Annotated in this window: 19 protein-coding genes; 8 read left to right on the top strand and 11 right to left on the bottom strand. The window is 61.8% G+C overall.

The genetic code is table 11. The features are described 5' to 3' along the window. Nucleotides 1-93 precede the first annotated feature (93 nt). Entirely contained in the window at nt 94-2244 is a 2151-nt protein-coding gene (locus MRBLPB4O_RS25965; protein ID WP_341796994.1) for a DUF6543 domain-containing protein, read from the top strand. A gap of 42 nt (nt 2245-2286) precedes the next feature. On the opposite strand, the gene betA is transcribed toward MRBLPB4O_RS25965, so the two are convergent. The 3 genes from betA to betI all read right to left on the bottom strand — a co-directional run bounded on the left by betA (nt 2287) and on the right by betI (nt 6230). Then, a complete protein-coding gene (gene betA, locus MRBLPB4O_RS25960) occupies nt 2287-3984 on the bottom strand; it encodes a choline dehydrogenase (protein WP_341796993.1) in 1698 nt (565 codons plus the stop codon). Nucleotides 3985-4061: 77 nt separating this feature from the next. Further along, nucleotides 4062-5534 carry a betaine-aldehyde dehydrogenase gene (gene betB, locus MRBLPB4O_RS25955; protein WP_016502024.1) on the bottom strand — a complete coding sequence of 491 codons (1473 nt, stop codon included), beginning with the start codon at nt 5532-5534 and terminating at the stop codon, nt 4062-4064. Nucleotides 5535-5573: 39 nt separating this feature from the next. After that, the gene (gene betI, locus MRBLPB4O_RS25950) at nt 5574-6230 is read right to left on the bottom strand and encodes a transcriptional regulator BetI (RefSeq protein WP_016502023.1); all 657 of its coding nucleotides are present in this window, start codon (nt 6228-6230) and stop codon (nt 5574-5576) included. 535 nt (nt 6231-6765) lie between these two features. Between betI and MRBLPB4O_RS25945 the strand changes: the two genes are divergently transcribed. Then, the gene (locus tag MRBLPB4O_RS25945; protein ID WP_341798932.1) at nt 6766-8712 is read left to right on the top strand and encodes a BCCT family transporter; all 1947 of its coding nucleotides are present in this window, start codon (nt 6766-6768) and stop codon (nt 8710-8712) included. Nucleotides 8713-8786: 74 nt separating this feature from the next. Here the strand turns inward: MRBLPB4O_RS25945 and MRBLPB4O_RS25940 are convergent, their stop codons facing one another. The 4 genes from MRBLPB4O_RS25940 to gpmI all read right to left on the bottom strand — a co-directional run bounded on the left by MRBLPB4O_RS25940 (nt 8787) and on the right by gpmI (nt 13943). Next, the gene (locus MRBLPB4O_RS25940) at nt 8787-9554 is read right to left on the bottom strand and encodes a divergent polysaccharide deacetylase family protein (RefSeq protein WP_341796992.1); all 768 of its coding nucleotides are present in this window, start codon (nt 9552-9554) and stop codon (nt 8787-8789) included. 8 nt (nt 9555-9562) lie between these two features. Beyond that, nucleotides 9563-10879: a S41 family peptidase gene (locus MRBLPB4O_RS25935; protein WP_016502020.1), complete on the bottom strand. Its 1317-nt coding sequence runs from the start codon at nt 10877-10879 to the stop codon at nt 9563-9565. Nucleotides 10880-10957: 78 nt separating this feature from the next. Further along, nucleotides 10958-12265 (bottom strand): murein hydrolase activator EnvC, encoded by a 1308-nt coding sequence (locus MRBLPB4O_RS25930; protein ID WP_341796991.1) that lies wholly within the window; start codon nt 12263-12265, stop codon nt 10958-10960. A gap of 142 nt (nt 12266-12407) precedes the next feature. Next, nucleotides 12408-13943: a 2,3-bisphosphoglycerate-independent phosphoglycerate mutase gene (gpmI, locus tag MRBLPB4O_RS25925; protein ID WP_341796990.1), complete on the bottom strand. Its 1536-nt coding sequence runs from the start codon at nt 13941-13943 to the stop codon at nt 12408-12410. Nucleotides 13944-14149: 206 nt separating this feature from the next. Between gpmI and MRBLPB4O_RS25920 the strand changes: the two genes are divergently transcribed. Genes MRBLPB4O_RS25920 through secB form a run of 3 tightly spaced genes read left to right on the top strand, consistent with a single transcriptional unit; the run spans nt 14150 to nt 15344 of the window. After that, on the top strand, nt 14150-14563 hold the full coding sequence (locus MRBLPB4O_RS25920; protein ID WP_016502017.1) for a rhodanese-like domain-containing protein: 414 nt from the start codon (nt 14150-14152) through the stop codon (nt 14561-14563). A gap of 1 nt (nt 14564) precedes the next feature. After that, complete coding sequence (gene grxC, locus MRBLPB4O_RS25915) at nt 14565-14819, top strand: glutaredoxin 3 (RefSeq protein ID WP_003249204.1); 255 nt, start codon at nt 14565-14567, stop codon at nt 14817-14819. Nucleotides 14820-14858: 39 nt separating this feature from the next. After that, entirely contained in the window at nt 14859-15344 is a 486-nt protein-coding gene (gene secB / locus MRBLPB4O_RS25910; protein ID WP_016489596.1) for a protein-export chaperone SecB, read from the top strand. Between the two features lie 74 nt (nt 15345-15418). Here the strand turns inward: secB and trmL are convergent, their stop codons facing one another. Beyond that, on the bottom strand, nt 15419-15880 hold the full coding sequence (gene trmL, locus MRBLPB4O_RS25905) for a tRNA (uridine(34)/cytosine(34)/5-carboxymethylaminomethyluridine(34)-2'-O)-methyltransferase TrmL (protein ID WP_013974580.1): 462 nt from the start codon (nt 15878-15880) through the stop codon (nt 15419-15421). On the opposite strand from trmL, the gene MRBLPB4O_RS25900 reads away from it, so the two are divergent. Then, a complete protein-coding gene (locus tag MRBLPB4O_RS25900; RefSeq protein WP_341796989.1) occupies nt 15879-16316 on the top strand; it encodes a hypothetical protein in 438 nt (145 codons plus the stop codon). The genes trmL and MRBLPB4O_RS25900 overlap by 2 nt on opposite strands. 442 nt (nt 16317-16758) lie before the next feature. Here the strand turns inward: MRBLPB4O_RS25900 and ntrC are convergent, their stop codons facing one another. From ntrC to glnA, 3 genes are all read right to left on the bottom strand, one after another. Then, a complete protein-coding gene (gene ntrC, locus MRBLPB4O_RS25895) occupies nt 16759-18195 on the bottom strand; it encodes a nitrogen regulation protein NR(I) (RefSeq protein ID WP_341796988.1) in 1437 nt (478 codons plus the stop codon). Next, nucleotides 18192-19277, bottom strand: a complete 1086-nt coding sequence (gene glnL / locus MRBLPB4O_RS25890; RefSeq protein ID WP_341796987.1) for a nitrogen regulation protein NR(II) — start codon at nt 19275-19277, stop codon at nt 18192-18194. The genes ntrC and glnL overlap by 4 nt, the downstream gene beginning before the upstream one ends. A gap of 355 nt (nt 19278-19632) precedes the next feature. Next, nucleotides 19633-21039, bottom strand: a complete 1407-nt coding sequence (glnA, locus tag MRBLPB4O_RS25885) for a type I glutamate--ammonia ligase (protein ID WP_016489592.1) — start codon at nt 21037-21039, stop codon at nt 19633-19635. A 491-nt stretch (nt 21040-21530) separates the two neighbouring features. Between glnA and thiI the strand changes: the two genes are divergently transcribed. After that, nucleotides 21531-22985 (top strand): tRNA uracil 4-sulfurtransferase ThiI, encoded by a 1455-nt coding sequence (thiI, locus tag MRBLPB4O_RS25880; RefSeq protein ID WP_341796986.1) that lies wholly within the window; start codon nt 21531-21533, stop codon nt 22983-22985. 127 nt (nt 22986-23112) lie between these two features. Further along, nucleotides 23113-24936 carry a translational GTPase TypA gene (gene typA / locus MRBLPB4O_RS25875; protein WP_016502013.1) on the top strand — a complete coding sequence of 608 codons (1824 nt, stop codon included), beginning with the start codon at nt 23113-23115 and terminating at the stop codon, nt 24934-24936. The last annotated feature ends 36 nt before the right edge of the window (nt 24937-24972 follow it).

The following is a 24972-nucleotide window of genomic DNA, read 5'->3' as shown; positions in this document are numbered from 1 at the left end:
AACCCGAGGCCAGCGCAGGCTGTAAAGCGATACCGCATCGTCGCTGCAGCTTGCGGCTGCAATGGTGCGCCCACTATGAGGCAGCCGCGTAACATGAACGTCAAAGCACCCATTTCTCTCGCCCAGGTGGCCCAGCGCCTGCTCGGGCAATTTCCTGATTTGCACAACTTGGCGCGCCAGGCGGCGGGCCATGTGCTTCGCCGCCAGCTAGGTTACTGGCTGGATCCGGACGGGCTTTACTGGCACGAGTTCCAGTCGGCGGCCAGCAGTTCGTCGAGCTTCACTGGCTGGTGCCACAACGGGCCGCCACTGCGGTCCTTGAGCCTGACCGAGCTGGTCATCCAGCGATTCAGCCCGCAGCAGCAGGCCAGTGCTGACGAGCTGAGTATTTACGGTGGCTTCTACCGGGTCGATGCCAGCCACAGGGTCTATGACGAGCGCAACGAGGTGCGGCTCGACCCACAGGAGGTCTTGGCGGCGTTCTGGCGGTTGGATTTCGCGGGGCGCTACACCGAGGCACTGCGCCAGTTTCGCTCGCGCCATGGCGAAGACTATTGTGTCTTGGCCCGCGCCCGCTTCCTTGCCGCTGTGGGCCGATCTACGTTGAGCGAACCTGAGCGCCAGGAGCTGGTAGTGGCAACGGTCGCTGTACCCGGTTTGCCGAGTACCGTGCAAGGCTTGCGACAGGACCAGCAAGCGAATGCCCAACATGGATGGAGCGCACTGGCCATCGGCGATATCAGCGCCAGGATGCTGTTCCTGCATAAGCTGAAGACTGGCAGGTTGTGCCTCTATCTTGCCGATGCACAGGATGTCGTGCAGGTATTCGACGATCGCCACGCGTTTCAGGAATGGATGGCTGACCAGGCAGCCACGGATGCGGGGCGAGAGCGGCTGGTCAGGTTGTTCGTCGGGGACGGGGTACTGGCGCAGTCGTTGCGCCCGCGTTTACGCAATTACTTCAAGTTGCTCGCGCAGTCGCGGGGCGACACCATGCTTTCCGGGTCGGCCATTGCAGGGGACCTTTTCGTCCATCTGCGCGATGCGGTCATGGATGATCTGGCCAGCGATGCTCATGAGCGGCTGACCACCAACGCCCAACTGCGCAAGGCCGATTGGCTGGCGGGCTTGCAAGCAGCGAGTTTTATAATCGCGCCGATGACGCCGCTTGGCTGGCCAGTGATATTGGCATCGCTCGGTCTGGGCACCGCAAGTCTGGCTCTGCACCTGGACCGGGCAATCAATGGCAAGCAGGCCTGGCGCACAGCAGCATGGTGGTCAGTACTGACGGATATTCTGTTCATTCTGCTTGATATAGCCATGATGCGTGCCAGCGAGCTGTTCACCGATGGCCACGTCCCCCCGCGTGTGGCAGGTCAGGCGCAAGCCTCTGCCGCCAAGGTCGACTGGGGGACTTACATGGCCCCGGCGGCAGACGAAATGCTGGCTACGTCGGATAAGGCGCTGGCGCGGCAGGAAGCCCTGTTGGGCGCGGTGCCGTGCGCTGATCTCGATGCCGTGGGGGCCAATGGCGAGTATCTGGATGCATTCAGTGAGCCGTACCCCGTCTATCGCGATGAGCAGGGCTTTGGTTCGCCCGCCATTGCCGAGTACACCAGCTCGCCGGAGCGCTACAACAACCTGTGGCGGGGCATGCCGCTAGAGGGCAGTCGCGCCGAAAATATCCAGCGCAGCCACGACCTTGCCCGCGCACTGGGGCAAATTGGCGTCAGTAATCAGGTGAGGCTGTACCGGGCGGCTTCCAGCCTGCGGGGCGGGGGGGGTCAGGTATCCGGTGAGGGTGCCATTGAAGTGGGTGATGTGCTGGTGACCACCGACTTCACGTCATTCACGGAAAACCCCTATGCCCTCTGGGAGGTTTTCAACGACCCTCAGACCCAGGTCAGTGGCCGGAGTGCTTTTGATGAAAATGCGTTGGTGTATGTATTGGAACCGGGCGAGGACATGCAGGCGACGCCGATCGGGCCCTTTTCAAGGCGGCCAGATGAGGCAGAGTCTTTGATGATGCCCGGGCGCTACCTGCAAGTGGAAAAGGTGACGGCCGTTCAAGGGCACAACTATCACTTTACGGAGGTGTGCCTGAAGGCACTGGCGCAGGCGCCAAGCGGGAATACCGTGCGTGAGATGCGCACCGGAATGTTGTTCGACCGCCAGGCACTGGCTGTGCGACTGGGCAGTGGGGATGACTCGTTGATGCGCACCTTCTTTGCGGTGCCCACCTGAGCAAAAGTGAAAGGGGCCGCTGTGCGGCCCCTGATCAAGGTTTCAACCCTGCTTCACTTCACGCATCGGCTTGCCTTTCACCGGCGCATCACCTGCCACATAGTACTTGGCAGTGCTGCGCGGCAGCGGCTTGCGGCCACGGATCTTGTCCGAGATCTTTTCGGCAATCATGATCGTGGTGGCGTTGAGGTTGCCGGTGATGATCAGCGGCATGATCGAGGCATCGACCACACGCAGGCCTTTCATGCCATGCACGCGGCCTTCGCCGTCGACCACTGCCATGTCGTCGGTGCCCATCTTGCACGAGCAGGACGGGTGGAAGGCGGTTTCGGCGTGCTCGCGGATGAACTTGTCCAGTTGCTCGTCGGTTTGCACGTCGGCGCCCGGGCTGATCTCGCGGCCACGGTACGGGTCCAGCGCCGGCTGGGCCATGATCTCGCGGGTCAGGCGGATGCCGTCGCGGAATTCCTGCCAGTCCTGCTCGGTGGACATGTAGTTGAACAGGATGCTCGGGTGCTGGCGCGGGTCTTTCGACTTGGCCTGGATGCGACCACGGGCAGGCGAACGCATGGAACCCATGTGCGCCTGGAAGCCGTGTTCCTTCACGCCGTTGGAGCCGTTGTAGTTAATGGCCACCGGCAGGAAGTGGTACTGAATGTTCGGCCACTTGAATTCAGGGCGGGTACGGATGAAACCGCCAGCCTCGAACTGGTTGCTGGCGCCGATGCCGGTGCCGTTGAACAGCCACTCGGCACCGATGGCCGGCTGGTTCCACCACAGCAGCGATGGGTACAGCGATACCGGCTGGGTGCAGGCGTACTGCAGGTACAGCTCAAGGTGGTCCTGCAGGTTTTCACCAACACCCGGCAGGTCGTGTACAACCGGGATGTCGAGGCTTTCCAGCAGGTGACGCGGGCCGACGCCGGAGCGCTGCAGCAGCTGCGGCGAAGCGATGGCGCCGGAGCTGACGATCACTTCCTTGCGGGCACGGGCTTCAACACGCTCTTCGCTGTCGCCAACCAGGTAGGTCACGCCAACGGCGCGCTTGCCGTCGAACAGGATACGGTCGCTCAGGGCATGGGTGACGATGGTCAGGTTCGGGCGCTTCTTGGCCTGGTCCAGGTAGCCACGGGCGGTGCTGGAGCGGCGGCCGTTCTTGGTGACCGAACGGTCCATCGGGCCGAAGCCTTCCTGCTGGTAGCCGTTGAGGTCTTCGGTGCGCGGGTAACCAGCCTGCACGCCGGCCTCGACCATGGCGTGGAACAGCGGGTTGTTGCCGGCCTTTGGCGTGGCAACGCTGACCGGGCCTTCGCCACCGTGGTAATCGTTCGGGCCGATGTCGCGGGTTTCGGCTTTACGGAAGTACGGCAGGCAATCCAGGTAAGTCCAGTCTTCCAGGCCTGGCAGCTCTGCCCAGCCGTCGAAGTCCATGGCGTTGCCGCGGATGTAGCACATGCCGTTGATCAGCGACGAGCCACCCAGGCCCTTGCCACGGCCACATTCCATGCGGCGGCCGTCCATGTGCGGCTCCGGGTCGGTCTCGTAGGCCCAGTTGTAGCGGCGGCCCTGCAGCGGGAAGGCCAGGGCGGCTGGCATCTGGGTACGGAAGTCGAAGCGGTAGTCGGGGCCACCGGCTTCCAGCAGCAGTACGGTGACGCCGGCGTCTTCGGTCAGGCGGGTAGCCAGGGTGTTACCGGCCGAACCGGCACCGACGATGATGTAATCGAATTCTTGGGACATGAAAGTACCCTCGTGTTGGCGGTGATCAGGGAGCGGGAACGCCCGTGCACAGCGGCACGGGCGTGGCTAGACAGGGCTTAGAAAACCGAGTTGTAGCCGCCCAGCTCTACCTGGACCGACTTGATGCGAGTGTATTGAGCCAGCGAGCTGACGCCGTTCTCACGGCCGACGCCCGACTGCTTGTAGCCACCGACCGGCATTTCGGCCGGCGATTCACCCCAGGCGTTGATCCAGCAGATGCCGGCTTCCAGCTTGTGGATGATGCGGTGTGCGCGGGTGATGTCGTTGGTGCACACACCGGCGGCCAGGCCGTACTCGGTGTCGTTGGCACGACGGATCACTTCTTCTTCGGTCTCGTAGGACAGAATGCTCATGACCGGGCCGAAGATCTCTTCCTTGACGATGGTCATGTCGTCGGTGCAGTCGGTGAACACGGTCGGGGCCACGAAGGCGCCCTTGGCGAAGTCACCTTCGGTCAGACGCTCGCCGCCGCACAGTACGCGGGCGCCTTCTTCTTTACCCTTGGCGATGTAGCCCAGCACGTTTTCCATGTGGGCGAAGCTGACCAGCGGGCCGAAGTTGGTGTTTTCGTCTTCCGGGTTGCCAACACGGATGCGGGCAACGCGCTCGGCGATCTTGGCTTCGAAAGCAGCTTTCATTTCAGCCGGGATGAACACGCGGGTGCCGTTGGTGCACACCTGGCCCGAGCTGTAGAAGTTGGCCATCATGGCGATGTCGGCGGCCTTGTCCAGGTCGGCGTCGGCGCAGATGATCAGTGGCGACTTGCCACCCAGTTCCATGGTGACTTCCTTCAGCGAGGAGCTGGAGGCGCTGGCCATGACTTTCTTGCCGGTGGTGGTGCCGCCGGTGAAGGAGACTTTTTCGATGCGCGGGTGCTCGGTCAGCCAGGTGCCGACTTCGCGGCCGCTGCCGGTCAGAACGTTGAATACGCCATTTGGCAGGCCGGCTTCGGTGTAGATCTCGGCCAGTTTCAGAGTGGTCAGCGAGGTGACTTCCGACGGCTTGAAGATCATCGCGTTGCCGGCGGCCAGGGCCGGGGCGGATTTCCACAGGGCGATCTGGATCGGGTAGTTCCAGGCGCCGATACCCACGGTCACGCCCAGCGGCTCGCGGCGGGTGTAGACGAAGGACGATTCGCGCAGCGGGATCTGCTCGCCTTCGATGGCCGGTACCAGGCCTGCATAGTATTCCAGCACGTCGGCGCCGGTGACGATGTCGACGTAGCGGGTTTCGGAGTACGACTTGCCGGTGTCCAGGGTTTCCAGCTGGGCCAGCTCATCGTTGCGCTCGCGCAGGATGTCGACGGCGCGGCGCAGGATGCGCGAACGCTGCATGGCGGTCATCGCAGCCCAGACTTTCTGGCCACGCTCGGCGCTTTCGACAGCTTTCTCGACGTCAGCCTCGGTGGCACGTTGCACGTGGGCGAGGACTTCGCCGGTAGCCGGGTTGATGGCTTCGAAAGTGGCATCGCTGCCAGCGTCGACGTAAGCGCCATCAATGTAGAGTTTTTGCGTTCCGAAACGGGCCATAGTGTCCTCGCAAGTGCAGTGTGTGGTTTGGCTTGCGCGTCACGCTCCTGCTGGGTTGGCAAGGGCCGTGCGTGCTTGTTCAGCGGCCTGGTCGTTTGTGCCCAGGGTGTGCTGTTTAGCCAGTTGTAGATCCATGTATTCGTAAGCAATCCGTATCGCCTGGCCGGTGTCGAATGCATCACCCGACAGGGCGCCACGCAGCCACAGGCCGTCGATCAGGGCTGCCAGGCCGCGGGCTGCCTTACGCGCATGGTAGAGCGGCAGGGCGCGGCGGAACTGGCAGCACAGGTTGGAATACAAGCGGTGGTCGTTGATCCGCTGCAACCTGTGCAAATCGGGCTGGTGCATGCTGGAAGCCCAGAAGGCCAACCAGGTTTTCATTGCCGGGCCGTTCACCTGGCTGGCATCGAAGTTGCCCTCGATGATCACTTTCAGGTGAGCGCGCGGGCTGTCGTCCGTCAGGGCCTGACGGCGTGCTCTGACGCCTTCGTTGAGCATGCTCATGATGTAACCCATCGTCGCTGCTATCAGGCCGTTCTTGTCCCGAAAGTAGTGACTGATGATGCCGTTCGACACACCGGCCAAACGGGCAATCAGCGCAATGCTGGCGTCCCCCAGACCGACCTGATCGACCGCCTGCAACGTGGCTTCGATCAACTGCTGGCGGCGGATGGGTTGCATACCGACCTTGGGCATCTTGCTATCTCCTCAGGCCTGCGAGCAGACGACGGGCGGCTGACTCGGCGAAGGCCAGTCTATTTTGTTTTGATTGAACGTTCAATCAATAAAGAATAAGCTCTGCGACAATTTGTGCCATTGACAGTTTTCAGGCGGTCAAGAAGGCACGGATTGACACCCCAGGAAATCGCGTAACCCCCGGAATACAAGGCGTTGACGGGCATGAGCGATGCGAAATGCAGATTCTGCCGTACGGCCACTGGCCCTGCGACAGGCCCTTGGAGCGGGCGGGGTGATCTGTGACGAATGCGCGCACCTCTGCGGATGCGTGGGCATTTTCAGCAGGCCACCTGTCTGTTTTTTTGCAACGTATCGATTCGGGATCACGGTTTCCAGGGTGCTTTTATAACACCTGACGCAGTGGGGATATTCCACCAATTGCTCGGGAAAGAATGATTAGCCTCCACAAAGCCGTACTGCCCGGAGCATTCGTGCAATGAGTTCTGCCTCACTTACCAAGCCCCCCGCCGAGAGGGTACGGGTCAACCGCGTAGTGTTCTTCACCTCCGCGCTGATGATCCTTGTTCTGACTGCCTTGCTGATCGCTGTACCCGATACCGCCGGCCAGGTGCTGGGCGTGGCCCAGAAATGGCTGACGCGTACCTTTGGCTGGTACTACATGCTGGTGATCTGCGGTTACCTGCTGTTTGTCGTCTACCTGGCCTTCTCCGATTACGGCAAGCTCAAGCTGGGTGGCAAGGACGACCAGCCTGACTTTAGCTACGGCGCCTGGGCCGGCATGCTGTTCTCTTCCGGCATCGGCATCTCGCTGCTGTACTTCGGCGCTTCCGAGCCGCTGGACCACTACTTCAACCCACCGGAAGGTACCCCGGCCAGCCTCGAAGCTGCGCGCCAGGGCCTGCAGCTGACCTTCCTGCACTGGGGCCTGCATGGCTGGGCGATCTACGCCCTGGTCGGCCTGGCCGTGGGTTACTTTGCCTACCGTCACAACCAGCCGCTGGCACTGCGCTCGGCGCTGTACCCGCTGGTGGGTGAGCGTTGGGTCAAGGGTGCTGCCGGCAACGCGGTGGACATCTTCGGCATGTTCGTGACCCTGCTGGGCCTGGTGACCAACCTGGGGATCGGCTCGATGCAGGTGTCCTCGGGCCTTGAATACCTGTTCGGCATGGAGCACAGCCAGACCAACCTGTTGGTGGTGATCCTGGTCATGGCGGGCGTGGCTACCGTAGCGGCGGTATCGGGCGTGGAAAACGGCATTCGCCGGCTGTCCAACCTGAACATCCTGCTGTTCAGCGGCTTGCTGCTCTTCGTGCTGCTGGCGGGCAACACCCTGCACCTGTTCAACGGCTTTGTGCAGAACGTTGGCGACTACCTCAACGGCATCGTGCTGAAAACCTTCGACCTGTACGTGTACGAAGGCGAAGCCGGCAAGTCCGAGCGCTGGCTGGGCCTGTGGACCGTGTTCTACTGGGCCTGGTGGATCTCCTGGGGCCCGTTCGTCGGCATGTTCATTGCCCGTATCTCCAAGGGCCGGACCGTTCGCCAACTGGTCAGCGGCGTGCTGTTGATCCCGCTGGGCTTCACCTTGGCCTGGCTGTCGATCTTCGGCAACACCGCACTGGACCTGGTGATCAACCAGGGGGCGGTGGAGCTGGGCAAGACAGCGCTGGAACAGCCGTCAATGTCGATCTACCAGCTGCTGGAATACTTCCCGGCGGCGAAGATCGTGATTGGTGTGGCGGTATTTGTCGGCTTTGTGCTGTTCCTTACCCCGGCCGACTCCGGTGCGGTGATGATGGCCAACCTGTCGTGCAAAGGCGGCAAGGTCGACGAAGACGCCCCGCACTGGATGGTGGTGTTCTGGTCGGTGGTCATCACCCTGGTCACCATCGGCCTGCTGTTTGCCGGCAACTTCGAAGCCATGCAGACCATGGTCGTGCTGGCGGGCCTGCCGTTCTCGGTGGTGCTGGTGCTGTTCATGTTCGGCCTGTACAAGGCCATGAAGCAGGACGTTGCAGTAGAAAGCGAACGCGCCGAGCTGGCCGCCCGTGGCCGTCGCGGTTTCAGCGAGCGCCTGACCCAGCTGGAGCTGCAACCGACCCAGGCTGTGGTGCAGCGCTTCATGGACAAGCAGGTCAGCCCGGCGCTGAAAGAAGCGGCCGCGCAGTTGCAGACCCTTGGCTTCGAGGTGGAAACCCGCGTTGGCCAGTCGCGCAACATGATGGGCCTGCGGGTGATGATGGACGAGGGTAACCCGTTCGTTTACGAAGTGAGCCTGGACGGCTATATGGCCGCGCCGAGCGAGGCGCCGGTTGAAGGCGAACCGGAAGTGCGTCAGCGCTACTACCGTGCCGAGGTGTACCTGCACGATGGCAGCCAGGAGTATGACCTGATGGGCTTTGCGCCAGAGCAGATCGTGCGTGATGTGCTGGATCAGTTCGAAAGCCACCGCCAGGTGCTGGGGCGTGTGTACAGCTGATTGCTGTTGATGCAAACAAAACCCCGCTCACTGAGCGGGGTTTTTTATTGGGGCTGCAAAGCAGCCCCAGCTTCTCAGCGATTGGTGTAGCGGCCATTCTTGCCATGCCCAGGCATCGCCAGGTTGCTGCGCAAGGCGATCATCTGGCTGAGCCTGATCAGTTCGATGCCCTGGCCCTTGAGCTGTGGCAGTGCCCGTTCCAGCACTTCGAGGGTTTGTGGGTAAGGATGCCCGATCAATACTGCCGACCCTTGCTTGCGTGCCAGGGCGATGCCTTGCTGCAACTGCCCAGTGATCGCCTCGGTAGTGCGCACATCGTCGAGGAACACATCACGCGAAACGTGGGCCAGGCCAATGCGCTGGGCCTCGGCTGCGGCCACGGTGGCGGCGCTGGTGCGGCTGTCGACGAAGAACAGGTGGCGTTGCTGCAGTTCACCCATCAACCAGGCCATCGGTTCGCGCTGCGCCGTCATGCGGCTGCCCATGTGGTTGTTGATGCCGGCGGCGTAGGGCACCTTCGCCAAGGCAGCCTCCAGGCGGCGGGCCAGTTCGTCGATGGCGATGCCCGGGTGCCAGGCATAGGGCCCGGTGGCCGGGTCCATGGGCATGTGCAGGATCACCGTCTTGCCGGCCTTGTGGGCTTGGCGGGCGAAGTCGCTGGCGTGCGGGGTGTCGGGCATGATCGCCATGGTCACCGGCCCAGGCAGGGCAAGGGTTCGGCTGTCACGGTCGGGGCTCTGGCCCAGGTCGTCGATGATGATGCTCATGTAGGCCTTGCCGGCCGGCGCCGCTTGCGCGACCCCGGCCAACAGGCAGAACAACAGACACAGCAGGTAACGCATCGTGTGGATCATTTGCCCGAGGTGATGTTCAGCCCTTTGAGCAGGCTCAGGGCCTGGCTCAGCTGGAAGTCATCGTCCTGCGGGCGTTCTTTGCGCTTGCTGCTGCCGGTCGGTCGGTCGGCGCCGCCGTTGCCGTTGCCCAAGTGGCCCTGCAGGTCGGCTTCCTTGAAGTTTTCGGTGTCGACTTCGGCGGTGAGCTTGGCCGGGCGCACTTCGATGTCTGGCACGATGCCTTGGGCCTGGATCGAGCGGCCGTTGGGGGTGTAGTACAGCGCGGTGGTGAGCTTCAGGGCGCGGTCGTTGGCCAGCGGCAGCACGGTCTGCACCGAGCCTTTGCCGAAGCTGTCGGTACCCATCAGCACGGCGCGCTTCTGATCCTGCAGGGCACCGGCGACGATCTCGGAGGCCGAGGCACTGCCGCCGTTGATCAGCACCACCAGTGGCACGCCTTCGCTGGCGTCGGCCGGGTCGGCCGAGAAGCGCAATTCGGAGTTGGCGATACGGCCCTTGGTGTAGACGATCAGGCCCTTGGTCAGGAAGTGGTCGGCCACTTCTACCGCCGACTGCAGCACGCCGCCCGGGTTGTTGCGCAGGTCCAGCACTACCCCGCGCAACTTCTTGCCGTTGTCCTTGCGCAGCTTGGCCAGCGCCTTGCCCACTTCGTCGCCGGTCTTGACCTGGAACTGGGTGATGCGGATGTAGCCGTAGTCGTTCTCCAGCAACTGGCTCTTCACGCTCTTGACCTGGATGACCGCGCGGGCCAGCGTCACGTCGAACGGATTGCCGCCGTCGCGCACCAGGGTCAGGGTGATCTTCTCGCCGATCTTGCCGCGCATCTTGTCGACCGCTTCGGTCATGGTCTGGCCACGGGTCGGGGCGCCGTTGATCTTGACGATCAGGTCGCCCGCCTGCACACCGGCACGCGAAGCCGGGGTGTCGTCGATTGGCGAGACCACCTTGATGAAGCCGTCTTCCTGGCCCACCTCGATGCCCAGCCCGCCGAACTCGCCGCTGGTGCTTTCCTGCAGCTCCTGGAAGTCCTCGGGGCCGAGGTAGGCGGAGTGCGGGTCGAGGTTGCTGAGCATGCCCTTGATGGCGTTTTCCAGCAGGGTCTTGTCATCCACCGGTTCGACGTAGGCAGCCTTGATGCGGTCCATGACCTCGGCGAAGGTGCGCAGCTCTTCCAGCGGCAGCGGCGCCTTGGCGGTCACCTCGGTGGCTGGCACCGCGGCGGCCTTGGCCGGCTCTGCGGCGGTGGCCAGGGGCGCGCCGACCGCCAGGGCGATGGACAGGGCCAGCTGGGTGAGACGAGGCGAGTGCAGCATGTCGAACGAACTCCTGATCCTGTAAGCGCTCCCTGGGGAGCATCGGCGCAGCATTCAGGCTACGCCGTAGAAATTTGACTAGCCCCGGCACCACTGCGAAGGGTCGGTAGGCCGACCCTGCTGGCGGATGGCGAAGTACAAGCCTGCCGCGTCCTGGCCACCGCTGTCGCCAACGGTGGAAATGGCTTCACCGGCCTTGACGATATCACCGGCGCTCTTGAGCAGGCTCTGGTTGTGGCCGTACAGGCTCAGGTAACCGTTGCCATGGTCGAGAATGACCAGAAGCCCGGCGCCGCGCAACCAGTCGGCGAACACCACGCGCCCGCCGTGCACCGCACGTACCTGGGTGCCCGGGTTGGCGCTGATCATCACCCCGTCCCACTTTGCACGGGCGTCGCTGCCGCGGGCATCACCGAAGCGTGCCAGCAATCGACCGTTCACAGGCCATGGAAGTTTTCCCCGCGCCGAAGAAAATGCGCCGCCGTAGCTTGCGCCGTCGGTGGAAACCATCGGGCCGAGGGTGGTGCGGGCCTTTTTCGGTGGTTCCACGGGTTCCTTTGCCTGTTCGCGGGCAGCAGCGGCGGCCAGGGCTTCCTGCTGGCGGCGTTTTTCCGCTTCCTGCTGGGCCAGCAAGGCTTTCTTGCGCGCTTCTTCAGCTTCGCGGGCCTGCCGGGCCAGGGTTTCCTCAATGGTCTTGAGGACTTTGGCCAGGTCGGCCTGGTCCTGCTCGCGGGCCTGCAACTTCTGGTCGCGGTCCTTCATGTCGCCATTGAGCTTGGCCAGCACCTGCTGGCGCTTGCCTCGCTCGGCTTCCAGGGCCTGGCGGCGGCTGTCGAGGTCGGCGCGCTGGGCCAGCAACTGTTGCTGCTGGCCGGCAATGTCCTGTTCGACGTTGGCCAGCTGGCGCAAGGTCTCGTTGAAGGTGCGCAATTGCTCCAGGCGCGCCTTGCTCAGGTAATCGTAGTAGGTGAGGGTGCGGGCGAACTTCTCGGGGTTCTGCTGGTTGAGCAGCAGCTTGAGGTATTCCTCGCGGCCGTTGTTCTGGTAGGCCGACCGGGCCTGAATGGCGATCAGTCGCTGTTGTTCAACGCGGGCGCTCTGGAGTTTTTTTTTCTCGGTTTCAAGGCGCTCCAGATCGCCCTCGGTCTTTTTTAGTTCTTGCTGCAGAGCCTCCACCTGCTTTTCGAGGTTGCCGATGTCGGTCTCGGTGGCTTTGAGGTCCTTTTGCACACCGGCCTTTTCTTCCTGGAGCTTGCCCAGCGTCTTCTTGAGCTCGGCAATATCCTGGCGGGTGGCGTCCAGTTGCTGCTGGGTCTGCACACGCTCATCGGCGAAGGCCGGGCTGAGCAGGCAAGACAGGGCGAGTAGGATCAGGGCGCGAAGCATGGGGTTTGGCGTACCAAGGATGGAGACTGGCCTAGTATGCCCGCCCGGGCAGGCAAAAAAAACGCCTCGCTGCGGGTGCAGGGGGGCGTTGGTCTGGAATTCATGTGCAATCGGGGCCGCGAAGCGGCCCCGATACACCGGATCAGGCGTCGACCAGGATCGACGTACCGGTCATTTCCACCGGCTTTTCCAGCCCCAGCAGCTTCAGCATGGTCGGCGCCACGTCGGCCAGCACACCACCATCGCGTACCGTGACGTTGCGCTTGCCCACATAAATGAACGGCACCGGCTCGGTGGTGTGCGCGGTGTGCGCCTGGCCGGTGCATTCGTCTTCCATCTGCTCGACGTTGCCGTGGTCGGCGGTAATCAGCGCTTCGCCGTCTACCTTCTCCAGCGCTTCGACAATGCGCCCTACACAGGTATCCAGCGCTTCGACTGCCTTGACCGCAGCCTCGAACACGCCTGTGTGGCCAACCATGTCGCCGTTGGCGTAGTTGACCACGATCACGTCGTACCGCTGCTGTTCGATAGCTTCGACAATGCGATCGGTCACCTGCGGTGCGTTCATTTCCGGCTGCAGGTCGTAGGTGGCGACCTTGGGCGACGGGATCAGGATGCGTTCTTCGCCTTCGAACGGCTCTTCACGCCCGCCCGAGAAGAAGAAGGTAACGTGGGCGTACTTCTCGGTCTCGGCGATGCGCAGCTGGGTCTTGCCGTTCTTGGCCAGGTACTCGCCCAGCACATTGTTCAGGCTGGAAGGTGCAAAGGCCGCCGGGGCCGGGATCTTGGCCGAGTACTGGGTCAGGCCGATATAGGCCGCCAGTTTTGGCAGGCGGGCACGCGGGAACTCGTTGAAATCGGTTTCGACGAACGCACGCGACAGCTCGCGAGCGCGGTCGGCGCGGAAGTTCATGAAGATCACGGCATCGCCGTCTTCAACCTTGACCGCTTCCCCAATGCGCGTGGCCTTGACGAACTCGTCGCTCTCGTCACGGGCGTAGGCCGCTTCCAGGCCGGCCTGGGCGGTGTCGGCGGTGTACTCGGCGGCGCTGTCGACGATCAGGTTGTAGGCGGCGCTGACGCGGTCCCAGCGGTTGTCGCGGTCCATGGCAAAGTAGCGGCCGATCAGGGTGGCGATGCGGCCCTTGCCCAGCTTGGCGAAGGTGCCGTCGAGCAGTTCGATGGACGACTGCGCGCTGCGTGGCGGGGTGTCGCGGCCGTCGAGGAAGGCGTGCAGGTAGATCTTTTCTGCGCCGCGCTGCGCAGCCAGTTCGGCCATGGCTACCAGGTGGTCCTGGTGGCTGTGCACGCCACCATCAGACAGCAGGCCGAGGATGTGCACGGCCTTGCCGGCATTGGTTGCATGGTCCACGGCGCCGGTGAGCACCGGGTTTTCGAAAAACTCGCCATCGCGGATCGCTTTGGTGACGCGGGTGAAGTCCTGGTAGACGACGCGGCCGGCCCCCAGGTTCATGTGACCGACTTCGGAGTTGCCCATCTGCCCGTCCGGCAGGCCGACATCCATGCCCGAGCCGGAAATGAGGCCATGCGGCCGGGTGGCGCGCAGGCGATCATAGACCGGTGTGTTGGCGGCAAAGATGGCGTTGTGTTCGGGGATATCGCTGTGGCCGAAGCCATCCAGGATGATCAGGACCAGGGGTTTGGGCGTACTCGTCATCAATCAAACTCACGGTTGTTCAAAGATGATAAAGACACGCATTTTAGGGCAAATACGCCAGCTGCGGCGAATAATCGTCCTGTTCCCTGACCAGCGCGGCCCGTGCGGCAACATGAAGGTACTTTTGCGGCCGGCCCGTCGGGCTTTGGTGGTACTGGGGGGCTGTGTATACTGGCCGGCATTTTCAATCGCCTGGAACACCGCTGATGGTTGCTCACCTGATTCAATTCGCGACAGATCACTACATCCTGGTTGCGATCTTCGTTGTTCTGCTGGTCCTGCTGCTGCTCAATGAAATCCGCCGTGGCGGCCAGAGCCTGAGCAATGGCCAACTGACCGCCCTGGTCAACGCCGACAAGGGTCTGGTCATCGACATCCGTACTGCCAAGGAATACGCCGCCGGCCACATCGTCGGTGCCATCAACATTCCGCAGGACAAGCTGGCCGCCCGCATGAGCGAGCTGGACAAGCACAAAGAGAAGACCCTGATCGTCGTCGACGCGATGGGCCAGCAGTCCGGCACCCACTGCCGCGAACTGCTCAAGGCTGGTTACACCGCCGCCAAACTGAGCGGTGGCGTTTCCAGCTGGAAAGCCGATAACCTGCCCCTGGTGAAGTGATATGAAGCCCGTCATCGTCTATTCCAGCGACTACTGCCCCTACTGCATGCGCGCCAAGTACCTGCTCGAGAGCAAGGGCGTGGCCTTCGAGGAAATCAAGGTCGACGGCAAGCCGCAGGTTCGTGCCGAGATGAGCCAGAAGGCCGGCCGTACGTCGGTGCCGCAGATCTGGATCGGCAGCACCCATGTCGGTGGATGCGATGACCTCTATGCCCTGGAGCGCGCCGGCAAGCTCGACGCGCTGCTGGCGGCCTGATTTGCACTGCATTCAAAAACATTAGGATAAGGACCTGCCATGACTGACCAACAGACCAACGGCGCTGCTGCAGAAGACAACAGCCCTCAGTTCTCCCTGCAGCGCATCTATGTGCGCGACCTGTCGTTCGAGGCCCCGAAAAGCCCGCAGATCTTCCGTCAGACCTGGGAGCCGAGCGTTGCGCTGGACCTGAACACCAAGCAGAAAGCCCTGGAAGGTGACTTCCACGAAGTGGTGCTGACCCTGTCGGTAACCGTCAAGAACGGTGACGAAGTGGCTTTCATTGCTGAAGTGCAGCAGGCCGGTATCTTCCTGATCGCCAACCTGGATGCGGCTTCGATGAGCCACACCCTGGGTGCGTTCTGCCCGAACATCCTGTTCCCGTACGCCCGCGAGACCCTGGACAGCCTGGTGACCCGTGGTTCGTTCCCGGCCCTGATGCTGTCGCCGGTCAACTTCGACGCCCTGTACGCGCAGGAAATGCAGCGCATGCAGGAAGCCGGCGAAGTGCCGACTGTGCAGTAATCACTGCCGGTATCAAGAAAGCGCCTCTCGGGGCGCTTTTTTGTTGCCCGCGAAAGGGCCCTTGCAGGCTAAGATCAGCTACCGGCAAACCCGTTTTGCCGCCAGGCCTCATACACTGTCACTGCCACAGTATTGGACAGATTCAGGCTGCGGCACCCCGGCCGCATCGGCAGGCGCAAGCGTTGTTCGGCCGGCAGGCTGTCCAGCACCTCGGCCGGCAAACCGCGGCTTTCTGGCCCGAACAGAAAGGCGTCGCCCGGCTGATAGGCCACTTCATGGAACGGGTGCGAGCCCTTGGTGGTAAAGGCGAACAGCCTTGGATTACCGAGGCTTTCCAGGCATCCGGCCAGGCTCTCATGGCGCTTGAGCGTGGCATACTCATGGTAATCCAGCCCAGCGCGACGCAGGCGCTTGTCATCCAGTTCGAAGCTGATGGGTTCGATCAGGTGCAGGTCGCAGCCGCTGTTGGCGCACAGGCGAATGATGTTGCCGGTATTCGGCGGAATTTCTGGTTGAAAAAGGATGACGTGAAACATGCACGGCTCCAAGCGTGAAGATGACGGGCATTCTACTCCTGAACCGGACGTGCGTTCGAAGGCCTTCCCTCGGGTAATGCTGTCACTGGCGATTGTCGGTTTGATGGTAGGGCTGATGATTGGCCGCCTGACCGCGCCCGACGAGCGTGAGCTCCAGCAGGTGGAGGTGGTGCAGGATGGCCTGACGTTGTGGTTCAACGAAGAACCCAAGCTGCATGGCGAGAATGTGGAAGGCACGGTTGCGCTGCTGTTCCAGGCCCAGGGCAAGAGCCAGCAAGGGCAATTGAGCCTGGAAGGCAAACCGGTCAGCTGGCGGGTGCAGAAGAGTGACGAAGGGTTGCTGCTGACGGTGATTGCCGCGCGTCCCCTGCACGGCGAGTGGGCCGGTGCAGAGGACGATGGGCGTTGGCGGGTGCAGGTGAAACTGCACGAATAAAAGAGGGGATATCCCGGCCTGCCTGTACCAGGGTCCCCAAAAGGGGTTACTGCGTATAAAGGGGGGATGACCCGGCCTGCCTGTACCGAGGTCCCCAAAACGGGCGGTGCTGCGAATAAAAGAGGGGTTCACCCGGCCTGCCTGTACCAGGGCCCCCGAAACTGGGTATGTATTAGCTATTGCAGGGGGCGTGCCAATTTTGCAAAGCCCGTAAATGTTGGGCTTTGAGGGGGATTTGGCCGGGTTTTGAGGGGATTTGTGCCTTCCGGAGGTGCATTGGGCACAGGATCGGTGCATCGGGGCTGAAATAGCTGGGGCCGCTTTGCGGCCCTTTCGCGGCACAAGGCCGCTCCTACAGGAGAAAGCGAACCCCTGTAGGAGCGGCCTTGTGCCGCGAAAGGGCTGCAAAGCAGCCCCAGGAGATTACGGGTTTACCGATAAGTCAGTGCTCGTCACCTTCCTCGTCATCCCCACCCGCCACATTCATCCCCAGTTCCTTGATCTTGCGCGTCAGGGTATTACGCCCCCAACCCAGCAACAGCGCCGCATCCCGGCGCCGTCCTGCGGTGTGCTTGAGCGCCGTCTCGATCATGATCCGTTCAAAACTCGGCACCGCGCTGTCCAGCAGGCTCGACTGCCCGCGTGCCAGCGCCTGGTCGGCCCACTGGCGCAGGGCCTGCTCCCAGTTGGTTACCGGTGCGGCATCCTGTGGCAGGTTCAGCAGCTCGGGCGGCAGGTCGCCGATCAGCACCTCGCGGCTGGAGGCCATCACGGTGATCCAGCGGCAGGTGTTTTCCATCTGCCGCACATTGCCTGGCCACGGCAGGTTGCGGATGAACTCTTCGGTTTCCGGCTTGAGGATCTTCGGCTCGACTGCCAGCTCTTGCGCGGCGCGGGCGAGGAAGTGGCGGGCGAGGGCAGGGATGTCCTCGCGGCGGTCGGCCAGCCGCGGAATGTGGATGCGGATCACGTTCAGGCGGTGGAACAAGTCCTCACGGAACTTGCCCGCCTGCACCAGCGACTCCAGGTTCTGGTGGGTCGCAGCGATGATGCGCACGTCGACCTTGACCGGCACATGGCCGCCAACGCGGTAGAACTCGCCATCGGCCAGCACCCGCAGCAGGCGGGTCTGGGTGTCGGCGGGCATGTCACCTATTTCGTCGAGGAACAAGGTGCCGCCATCCGCCTGTTCGAAGCGGCCCCGGCGCAGGTTGGCAGCACCGGTGAAAGCACCTTTCTCATGGCCGAACAGCTCGGACTCCATCAAATCCTTCGGGATGGCCGCCATGTTCAGGGCAATGAACGGCGACGCTGCACGCGGGCTGTGACGGTGCAAGGCGTGGGCGACCAGCTCTTTGCCGGTACCGGACTCGCCGTTGATCAGTACGGTGATGTTGGAATGGCTGAGGCGGCCGATGGCGCGGAACACCTCCTGCATCGCCGGGGCTTCGCCGATGATTTCCGGTGTGCGCGCCAGGTTCTGCGGCACATCCAGGCCTTGCTGTTCCTGGGCGTGCTGGTTGGCGCGCTTGACCAGCGAGACAGCTTCGTCCACATCGAACGGCTTGGGCAGGTACTCGAAAGCACCGCCCTGGTACGACGCCACGGCGCTGTCGAGGTCGGAATGGGCGGTCATGATGATGACCGGCAGGCGCGGGTGGTGTTCGCGGATCTGTGCCAGCAGGTCGAGGCCACTGGCGCCCGGCATGCGGATATCGGAAATGATCACGTCCGGCTGCTGGCGTGCCAGGCGGCCCATCACGCCATCTGCGCTGTCGAAGCTCTGGGTGGTCATGCCTTCTTGTTGCAGGGCTTTTTCCAGGACCCAGCGGATGGAGCGATCATCGTCGACGATCCATACGGTTTCACTTCGGCTCATGAGGCGTTGGCTCCTTGTTCCAGGGGCAGGTAGATCGAGAAGGCGGTGTGGCCTGCGTGGCTTTCGCACTCGATCAGGCCCTGGTGCTGGCTGATGATGTTCTGGGTAATGGCCAGGCCCAGCCCGGTACCGTCCGGGCGGCCGCTGACCATGGGATAGAAGAGGGTGTCTTGCAGTTCCGGCGGAATGCCCGGGCCGTTATCGATGATCTCCACCCGCGCGACCAGGCGATGGCGAACATGGCCGATGGTGAACTGGCGCAAGGCGCGGCTGCGCAGGGTGATGCGGCCCAGGCGCAGTTCGTTCTGCGAACTGATCGCCTGCATGGCGTTACGCACGATGTTGAGCATGGCCTGGATCATCTGCTCGCGGTCGATCAGCACGTCCGGCAGGCTTGGGTCGTAATCGCGCACCAAAGTGATGCAGCCCTGGCTTTCGGCGTCGACAAGGCTGCAGACCCGCTCCAGCACTTCGTGGATGTTGGTCATGGCCAGCGATGGCAGCTTGTTCGAACCGAGCATGCGGTCGACCAGGTTACGCAGGCGGTCGGCCTCTTCGATGATCACGTTGGTGTAATCGCGCAGGCCTTCTTCGGGTAACTCGCGGGCCAGCAGCTGGGCCGCGCCGCGAATGCCGCCGAGCGGGTTCTTGATTTCGTGGGCCAGGCCGCGCACCAGCATCTTGGTGGTTTCCTGTTTGCTCAGCTGGGCCTCTTCCTTGGTGATGCGCAGCAGCCGGTCGCGTGGGTGCACCTCCAGCAACAGCAGGGTCTGGCCCTGGTTCAGGATGGGCGTTACCGCGTAGTCGACGGTGATGGTCTGCCCGGTCAGCGAGGTGAGCTGCGCTTCGCGCTTGGTGAACGGGTGCGCCTGCTCCACCGCCTGGCGCAACGAGCTGAGCGCTTCGGTCGATTCGGTAAACAGTTCGCTGATGAACTGCCCATGGCTACGTTGACCACTAACGGCCAGTAGCATTTCCGCGGCCGGATTCATGTACTCCAGGCGCAGCTCGGCGTTGAGCAGCAACGTGGCGGTGGTCAGGTTGTCCAGAAGCAGACGGTGCTGCGCATCGCTGATGGTCATAAGGCGTCGTTGACCTCTTTTGGCGCTTGCCTGGCACTTATTTGGCCAGGTCCGGGCTCGGGGTGCATCTGCTGATGCCAGTCTCTCTACAGAAAAATGCAAGAAACAAACCAAAGCTCCGAAAAGAAGCGGGATTTGCCGATAAAGGCCTGGATCTGCGCAAATTCGGATCAGAAAGGCTTGATGAAACGTTTAATGTGAACCAGATTGGGGAGCAAATCGGGGCACTGTACTCAATCTTGCACCAAGATAGAGCATAGCGTGGGCGGCGAGGGTTCTGCGTGGGGCGCAAACGAAAACGGCCTCCCGAAGGAGGCCGTCGTGATCATTTCACCGGCGCGAGGCGCCGATCAGATCAGCAGCTGTAGTACAGCTCATATTCCAGCGGGTGCACGAAGGTACGGACCTTGATCTCTTCTTCCGACTTCAGCTCGATGAAAGCATCGATGAAGTCATCGGAGAACACGCCGCCCTTGGTCAGGAATGCACGGCCTTTGTCCAGCTCTTCCAGGGCTTCTTTCAGGCTGCCGCACACTTGCGGAATGTCCTTGGCCTCTTCTGGTGGCAGGTCGTACAGGTTCTTGTCGGCAGCATCGCCTGGGTGGATCTTGTTCTGAATGCCGTCCAGGCCAGCCATCAGCAGGGCCGCGAAGGCCAGGTACGGGTTGGCCGATGGGTCCGGGAAGCGTGCTTCGATACGGCGGGCTTTCGGGCTGCCGACGTAAGGAATACGGATCGAGGCGGAACGGTTGCGAGCCGAGTAGGCCAGCATTACCGGGGCTTCGAAGCCTGGGACCAGACGCTTGTAGGAGTTGGTCGACGGGTTGGTGAAGCCGTTCAGGGCCTTACCGTGCTTGATGATACCGCCGATGAAGTACAGGGCGGTGTCGGACAGGCCGGCATAGCCTTCACCCGAGAAAGTGTTCTTGCCGTCTTTCCAGATCGACATGTGCACGTGCATGCCCGAGCCGTTGTCGCCGTACAGTGGCTTCGGCATGAAGGTAGCGGTACGGCCGTAAGCGTCGGCAACGTTGTGCACGACGTATTTCAGGGCCTGTACTTCGTCAGCTTTCTTCACCAGGGTGTTGAACTTGACGCCGATTTCGTTCTGGCCGGCAGTCGCCACTTCGTGGTGGTGAACTTCAACGGTCTGGCCCATTTCTTCCAGCGCGTTGCACATGGCAGTACGGATTTCGTGGTCGTGGTCGAACGGCGGAACCGGGAAGTAGCCGCCTTTCACGCCTGGACGGTGGCCTTTGTTGCCGCCTTCCACGTCAGCGCCGGTCATCCACGAGCCTTGCTCGGAGAAGATCTTGAACATCGAACCGGAGATGTCCGAGTGGAACTTCACTTCGTCGAAGATGAAGAACTCTGGCTCCGGGCCTGCGAATACGGTGTCACCGATGCCGGTGCTCTTCAGGTACTCTTCGGCGCGCTTGGCGATCGCACGTGGGTCGCGATCGTAGCCCTGCATGCTCGACGGGTCGACGATGTCGCAGGTGATGATCAGGGTAGGTTCTTCGGTGAACGGGTCCAGGACGGCAGTGTCGTCAACCGGCATCAGGATCATGTCGGAAGCTTCGATGCCTTTCCAGCCAGCAATGGAGGAACCGTCGAACATCTTGCCGACTTCGAAGAAGTCTTCGTCCAGCGCATCACGCGACGGCATGGTCACGTGGTGCTGAATGCCTTTGGTGTCCGTGAAACGCAGATCAATCCACTTGACGTCATGATCTTTGATGAGTTGAACCGACTTCGACATGTTGTCCTCCGGAGGGTCTAGAGCGCGGTGGGCCGCTGCCCTGGAAAAAGGGTGTTGCCGGGCGCGGATAGTCGGCCAAGCTTACCTGCCTCACAAGGGAGCAAATTGCATGCCAGTGCCCGAAAATGGCGAGGGTGGGATAAAAGCAGGCGTTTGCGGGCATTTGGCGGCGGGTTGGCGAGGAAAAGTGCACCCTTACGATGCGGTTTTTGGTGGGTGCGCACTATTATGGTGCGACTGGTGAGTCTTGTGCCTTTTTCGAGGGCCTCTTCGCGGGTAAACCCGCTCCCACAGGGACCCCACGGTTTTAGAGGACTGTCCAAACCCTTGTAGGAGCGGGTTTACCCGCGAAAGGGCCGGAACAGGCGCCACAAAACCCCAGCCTTGCATTTATCTCAAAGCTTCTGATCAAAAGTTGGTCAAATCCTGAGCAGTTTCCGCTATAATTCGCGCCCCACATTTTCGGCAGGCCCTGCGCGCGCTGTTAACCAATGAAACTTATCGTCAAAGTCTTCCCAGAAATCACCATCAAGAGCCGGCCGGTGCGCAAGCGCTTCATCCGCCAGCTCGCCAAGAACATCCGCAACGTGCTCAAGGACCTCGATCCTGAGCTCGCGGTCGATGGTGTCTGGGACAATCTCGAAGTGGTCACCCGCATCGAGGACGAAAAGGTCCAGCGCGAGATCATTGAGCGCCTCACCTGCACACCGGGTATCACCCACTTCCTGCAGGTTGAGGAATACCCGCTGGGTGACTTCGACGACATCGTTGCCAAGTGCAAGCACCACTTCGGCCACCTGCTGGCCGGCAAGCACTTCGCCGTGCGCTGCAAGCGCGGTGGCCACCATGACTTCACCTCGATGGACGTCGACCGTTACGTCGGCAGCCAGCTGCGCCAGCAGTGTGGCGCCGCCGGCATCGAGCTGAAGAAGCCTGAAGTGCTGGTGCGCATCGAAATCCGCAACCAGCGCCTGTACGTGATCCACAACCAGCACCAGGGCATCGGCGGCTACCCGCTGGGCGCCCTGGAGCAGACCCTGGTGCTGATGTCCGGTGGCTTCGACTCCACCGTGGCGGCCTACCAGATGATGCGCCGTGGCCTGATGACCCACTTCTGCTTCTTCAACCTCGGCGGCCGTGCCCACGAGCTGGGCGTGATGGAAGTGGCCCACTATCTGTGGAAGAAGTACGGCAGCAGCCAGCGCGTGCTGTTCATCAGTGTGCCGTTCGAAGAAGTGGTCGGCGAGATCCTCAACAAGGTCGACAACAGCTACATGGGCGTGACCCTCAAGCGCATGATGCTGCGCGGTGCCGCGCACATGGCTGACCGCCTGGAGATCGACGCCCTGGTAACTGGCGAAGCCATTTCCCAGGTGTCCAGCCAGACTCTGCCGAACCTGTCGATCATCGACTCGGCCACCGACAAGCTGGTGCTGCGCCCTTTGCTGGCCAGCCACAAGCAGGACATCATCGACCAGGCCAACGAAATCGGCACCGCCGACTTCGCCAAGCACATGCCAGAATACTGCGGCGTGATTTCGGTAAACCCGACCACTCACGCCAAGCGCCACCGCATGGAGCATGAAGAAAAGCAGTTCGACATGGCCGTGCTGGAGCGCGCCCTGGAGCGCGCCAAGCTGATCTCCATCGACCATGTGATCGACGAGCTGGGCAAGGATGTCGAAATCGAGGAAGTGACCGAGGCACTGTCGGGCCAGATCGTCATCGACATTCGTCACCCCGATGCCCAGGAAGACGAACCCCTGGTGCTGGACGGTATCGAAGTCCAGGCCATGCCGTTTTATGCCATCAACAGCAAGTTCAAGCATCTGGATCCGACGCGCCAGTACTTGCTGTATTGCGACAAGGGTGTGATGAGCCGTTTGCACGCACACCATCTGCTCAGTGAGGGACATGCCAATGTGCGTGTTTATCGTCCGACATAAGACGCCGGGGCTGTTTGGCGGCAGTATCCGCCATCGCCCTCCCGACCGCCGGGCCCGCTGAGCCTTAAACAGTACATATTGGCCGCCTACACTGGCGGCAACCGAATCCTCTGATCGAGATACACTTGTGATCGAAAATCTGCGTAACATCGCCATCATCGCCCACGTTGACCATGGTAAAACCACCTTGGTCGACAAACTCCTGCGTCAGTCCGGCACTCTGGAGCGTAACGAGCTCAACGACGAGCGCGTCATGGACTCCAACGACCAGGAAAAAGAGCGCGGTATTACCATTCTGGCGAAAAACACCGCCATCAACTGGAACGGCTACCACATCAACATCGTCGACACCCCCGGCCACGCCGACTTCGGTGGCGAGGTTGAGCGTGTAATGTCGATGGTCGACTCCGTGCTGCTGCTGGTCGACGCTCAAGACGGCCCTATGCCGCAAACCCGCTTCGTGACCAAGAAGGCCTTCGAAGCCGGCCTGAAGCCAATCGTCGTGATCAACAAGGTTGACCGTCCGGGCGCGCGTCCTGACTGGGTTCTGGACCAGATCTTCGACCTGTTCGACAACCTCGGCGCTACCGACGAGCAGCTGGACTTCAAAGTGGTCTACGCCTCGGCCCTGAACGGCATTGCCGGTCTGGACCACACCGAAATGGGCGAAGACATGACTGCCCTGTATCAGGCTGTCATCGACCACGTTCCAGCGCCAGCTGTTGACCGTGACGGCCCGTTCCAGATGCAGATCTCCGCACTGGACTACAACAGCTTCCTGGGTGTTATCGGCGTTGGCCGTATTGCCCGTGGTCGCATCAAGCCGAACACCCCGGTTGTTGCCATCGACGCTGACGGCAAGAAGCGTAACGGCCGTATCCTCAAGCTGATGGGCCACCACGGTCTGCACCGCGTTGACGTTGAAGAAGCCCAGGCTGGCGACATCGTCTGCATCAGCGGTTTCGACGAGCTGTTCATCTCCGACACCCTGTGCGACCCGACTGCCGTTGAGGCGATGAAGCCGCTGACCGTTGACGAGCCAACCGTTTCGATGACCTTCCAGGTCAACGACTCGCCGTTCTGCGGCAAGGAAGGCAAGTTCGTCACCAGCCGTAACATCAAGGACCGTCTGGACAAAGAGCTGCTGTACAACGTTGCCCTGCGCGTTGAAGAAACCGATTCCCCGGACAAGTTCAAGGTCTCGGGCCGTGGCGAGCTGCACCTGTCGGTACTGATCGAAACCATGCGTCGGGAAGGCTTCGAGCTGGCCCTGGGCCGCCCGGAAGTAATCATTCGTGAAGTAGACGGCGTCAAGCAAGAGCCGTTCGAAAACGTCACCATCGACATCCCTGAAGAAGCACAGGGCAAGGTGATGGAAGAAATGGGTCTGCGTAAAGGCGACCTGACCAACATGGTCCCGGATGGCAAGGGCCGTGTACGCCTGGAATACAACATCCCGGCGCGTGGTCTGATCGGTTTCCGTAACCAGTTCCTGACCCTGACCAACGGTGCAGGCATCCTGACTTCGATCTTCGACCGCTACGACGCGGTGAAGTCCGGTCACATGTCCGGCCGTCAGAACGGCGTACTGGTTTCGGTCGAAACCGGCAAGGCGCTGACCTACTCGCTGGAAACCCTGCAGGCGCGTGGCAAGCTGTTTGTCGAGCACGGTCAAGAGATCTACAACGGTCAGATCATCGGCCAGAACAGCCGCGACAACGACCTGGGCGTCAACCCTACCAAGGGCAAGAAGCTCGACAACATGCGTGCTTCGGGTAAAGACGAAGTCATCGCTCTGGTTCCGCCAGTTCGCTTCACCCTGGAACAGGCTCTGGAATACATCCAGGAAGACGAGCTGTGCGAAGTAACGCCGAAGTCCATCCGTCTTCGCAAGAAGATCCTGGACGAAAGCGAGCGTACCCGCGCTGCCAAGAAAGCCAAAAACAGCTGAGTTAGCTTTGGCTGAATGAAAACGCCCCCGGTCGAA

The organism is Pseudomonas sp. LPB4.O (genome assembly GCF_038383825.1).
GTDB classification, from domain to species: Bacteria; Pseudomonadota; Gammaproteobacteria; order Pseudomonadales; family Pseudomonadaceae; genus Aquipseudomonas; species Aquipseudomonas putida.
Note: the sequence above shows the minus strand (reverse complement) of the source record. Positions and strands in the feature narration are given on the sequence as shown.

Excerpts from the sequence above, each read along its gene's own strand:
- MRBLPB4O_RS25965 (WP_341796994.1), top strand. The coding sequence starts at position 94 with ATGAACGTCAAAGCACCCATTTCTCTCGCCCAGGTGGCCCAGCGCCTG.
- betA (WP_341796993.1), bottom strand. The coding sequence starts at position 3,984 with ATGTCCCAAGAATTCGATTACATCATCGTCGGTGCCGGTTCGGCCGGT.
- betB (WP_016502024.1), bottom strand. The coding sequence starts at position 5,534 with ATGGCCCGTTTCGGAACGCAAAAACTCTACATTGATGGCGCTTACGTC.
- betI (WP_016502023.1), bottom strand. The coding sequence starts at position 6,230 with ATGCCCAAGGTCGGTATGCAACCCATCCGCCGCCAGCAGTTGATCGAA.
- MRBLPB4O_RS25940 (WP_341796992.1), bottom strand. The coding sequence starts at position 9,554 with ATGCGTTACCTGCTGTGTCTGTTGTTCTGCCTGTTGGCCGGGGTCGCG.
- MRBLPB4O_RS25935 (WP_016502020.1), bottom strand. The coding sequence starts at position 10,879 with ATGCTGCACTCGCCTCGTCTCACCCAGCTGGCCCTGTCCATCGCCCTG.
- MRBLPB4O_RS25930 (WP_341796991.1), bottom strand. The coding sequence starts at position 12,265 with ATGCTTCGCGCCCTGATCCTACTCGCCCTGTCTTGCCTGCTCAGCCCG.
- gpmI (WP_341796990.1), bottom strand. The coding sequence starts at position 13,943 with ATGACGAGTACGCCCAAACCCCTGGTCCTGATCATCCTGGATGGCTTC.
- MRBLPB4O_RS25920 (WP_016502017.1), top strand. The coding sequence starts at position 14,150 with ATGGTTGCTCACCTGATTCAATTCGCGACAGATCACTACATCCTGGTT.
- grxC (WP_003249204.1), top strand. The coding sequence starts at position 14,565 with ATGAAGCCCGTCATCGTCTATTCCAGCGACTACTGCCCCTACTGCATG.
- secB (WP_016489596.1), top strand. The coding sequence starts at position 14,859 with ATGACTGACCAACAGACCAACGGCGCTGCTGCAGAAGACAACAGCCCT.
- MRBLPB4O_RS25900 (WP_341796989.1), top strand. The coding sequence starts at position 15,879 with ATGCACGGCTCCAAGCGTGAAGATGACGGGCATTCTACTCCTGAACCG.
- trmL (WP_013974580.1), bottom strand. The coding sequence starts at position 15,880 with ATGTTTCACGTCATCCTTTTTCAACCAGAAATTCCGCCGAATACCGGC.
- ntrC (WP_341796988.1), bottom strand. The coding sequence starts at position 18,195 with ATGAGCCGAAGTGAAACCGTATGGATCGTCGACGATGATCGCTCCATC.
- glnL (WP_341796987.1), bottom strand. The coding sequence starts at position 19,277 with ATGACCATCAGCGATGCGCAGCACCGTCTGCTTCTGGACAACCTGACC.
- glnA (WP_016489592.1), bottom strand. The coding sequence starts at position 21,039 with ATGTCGAAGTCGGTTCAACTCATCAAAGATCATGACGTCAAGTGGATT.
- thiI (WP_341796986.1), top strand. The coding sequence starts at position 21,531 with ATGAAACTTATCGTCAAAGTCTTCCCAGAAATCACCATCAAGAGCCGG.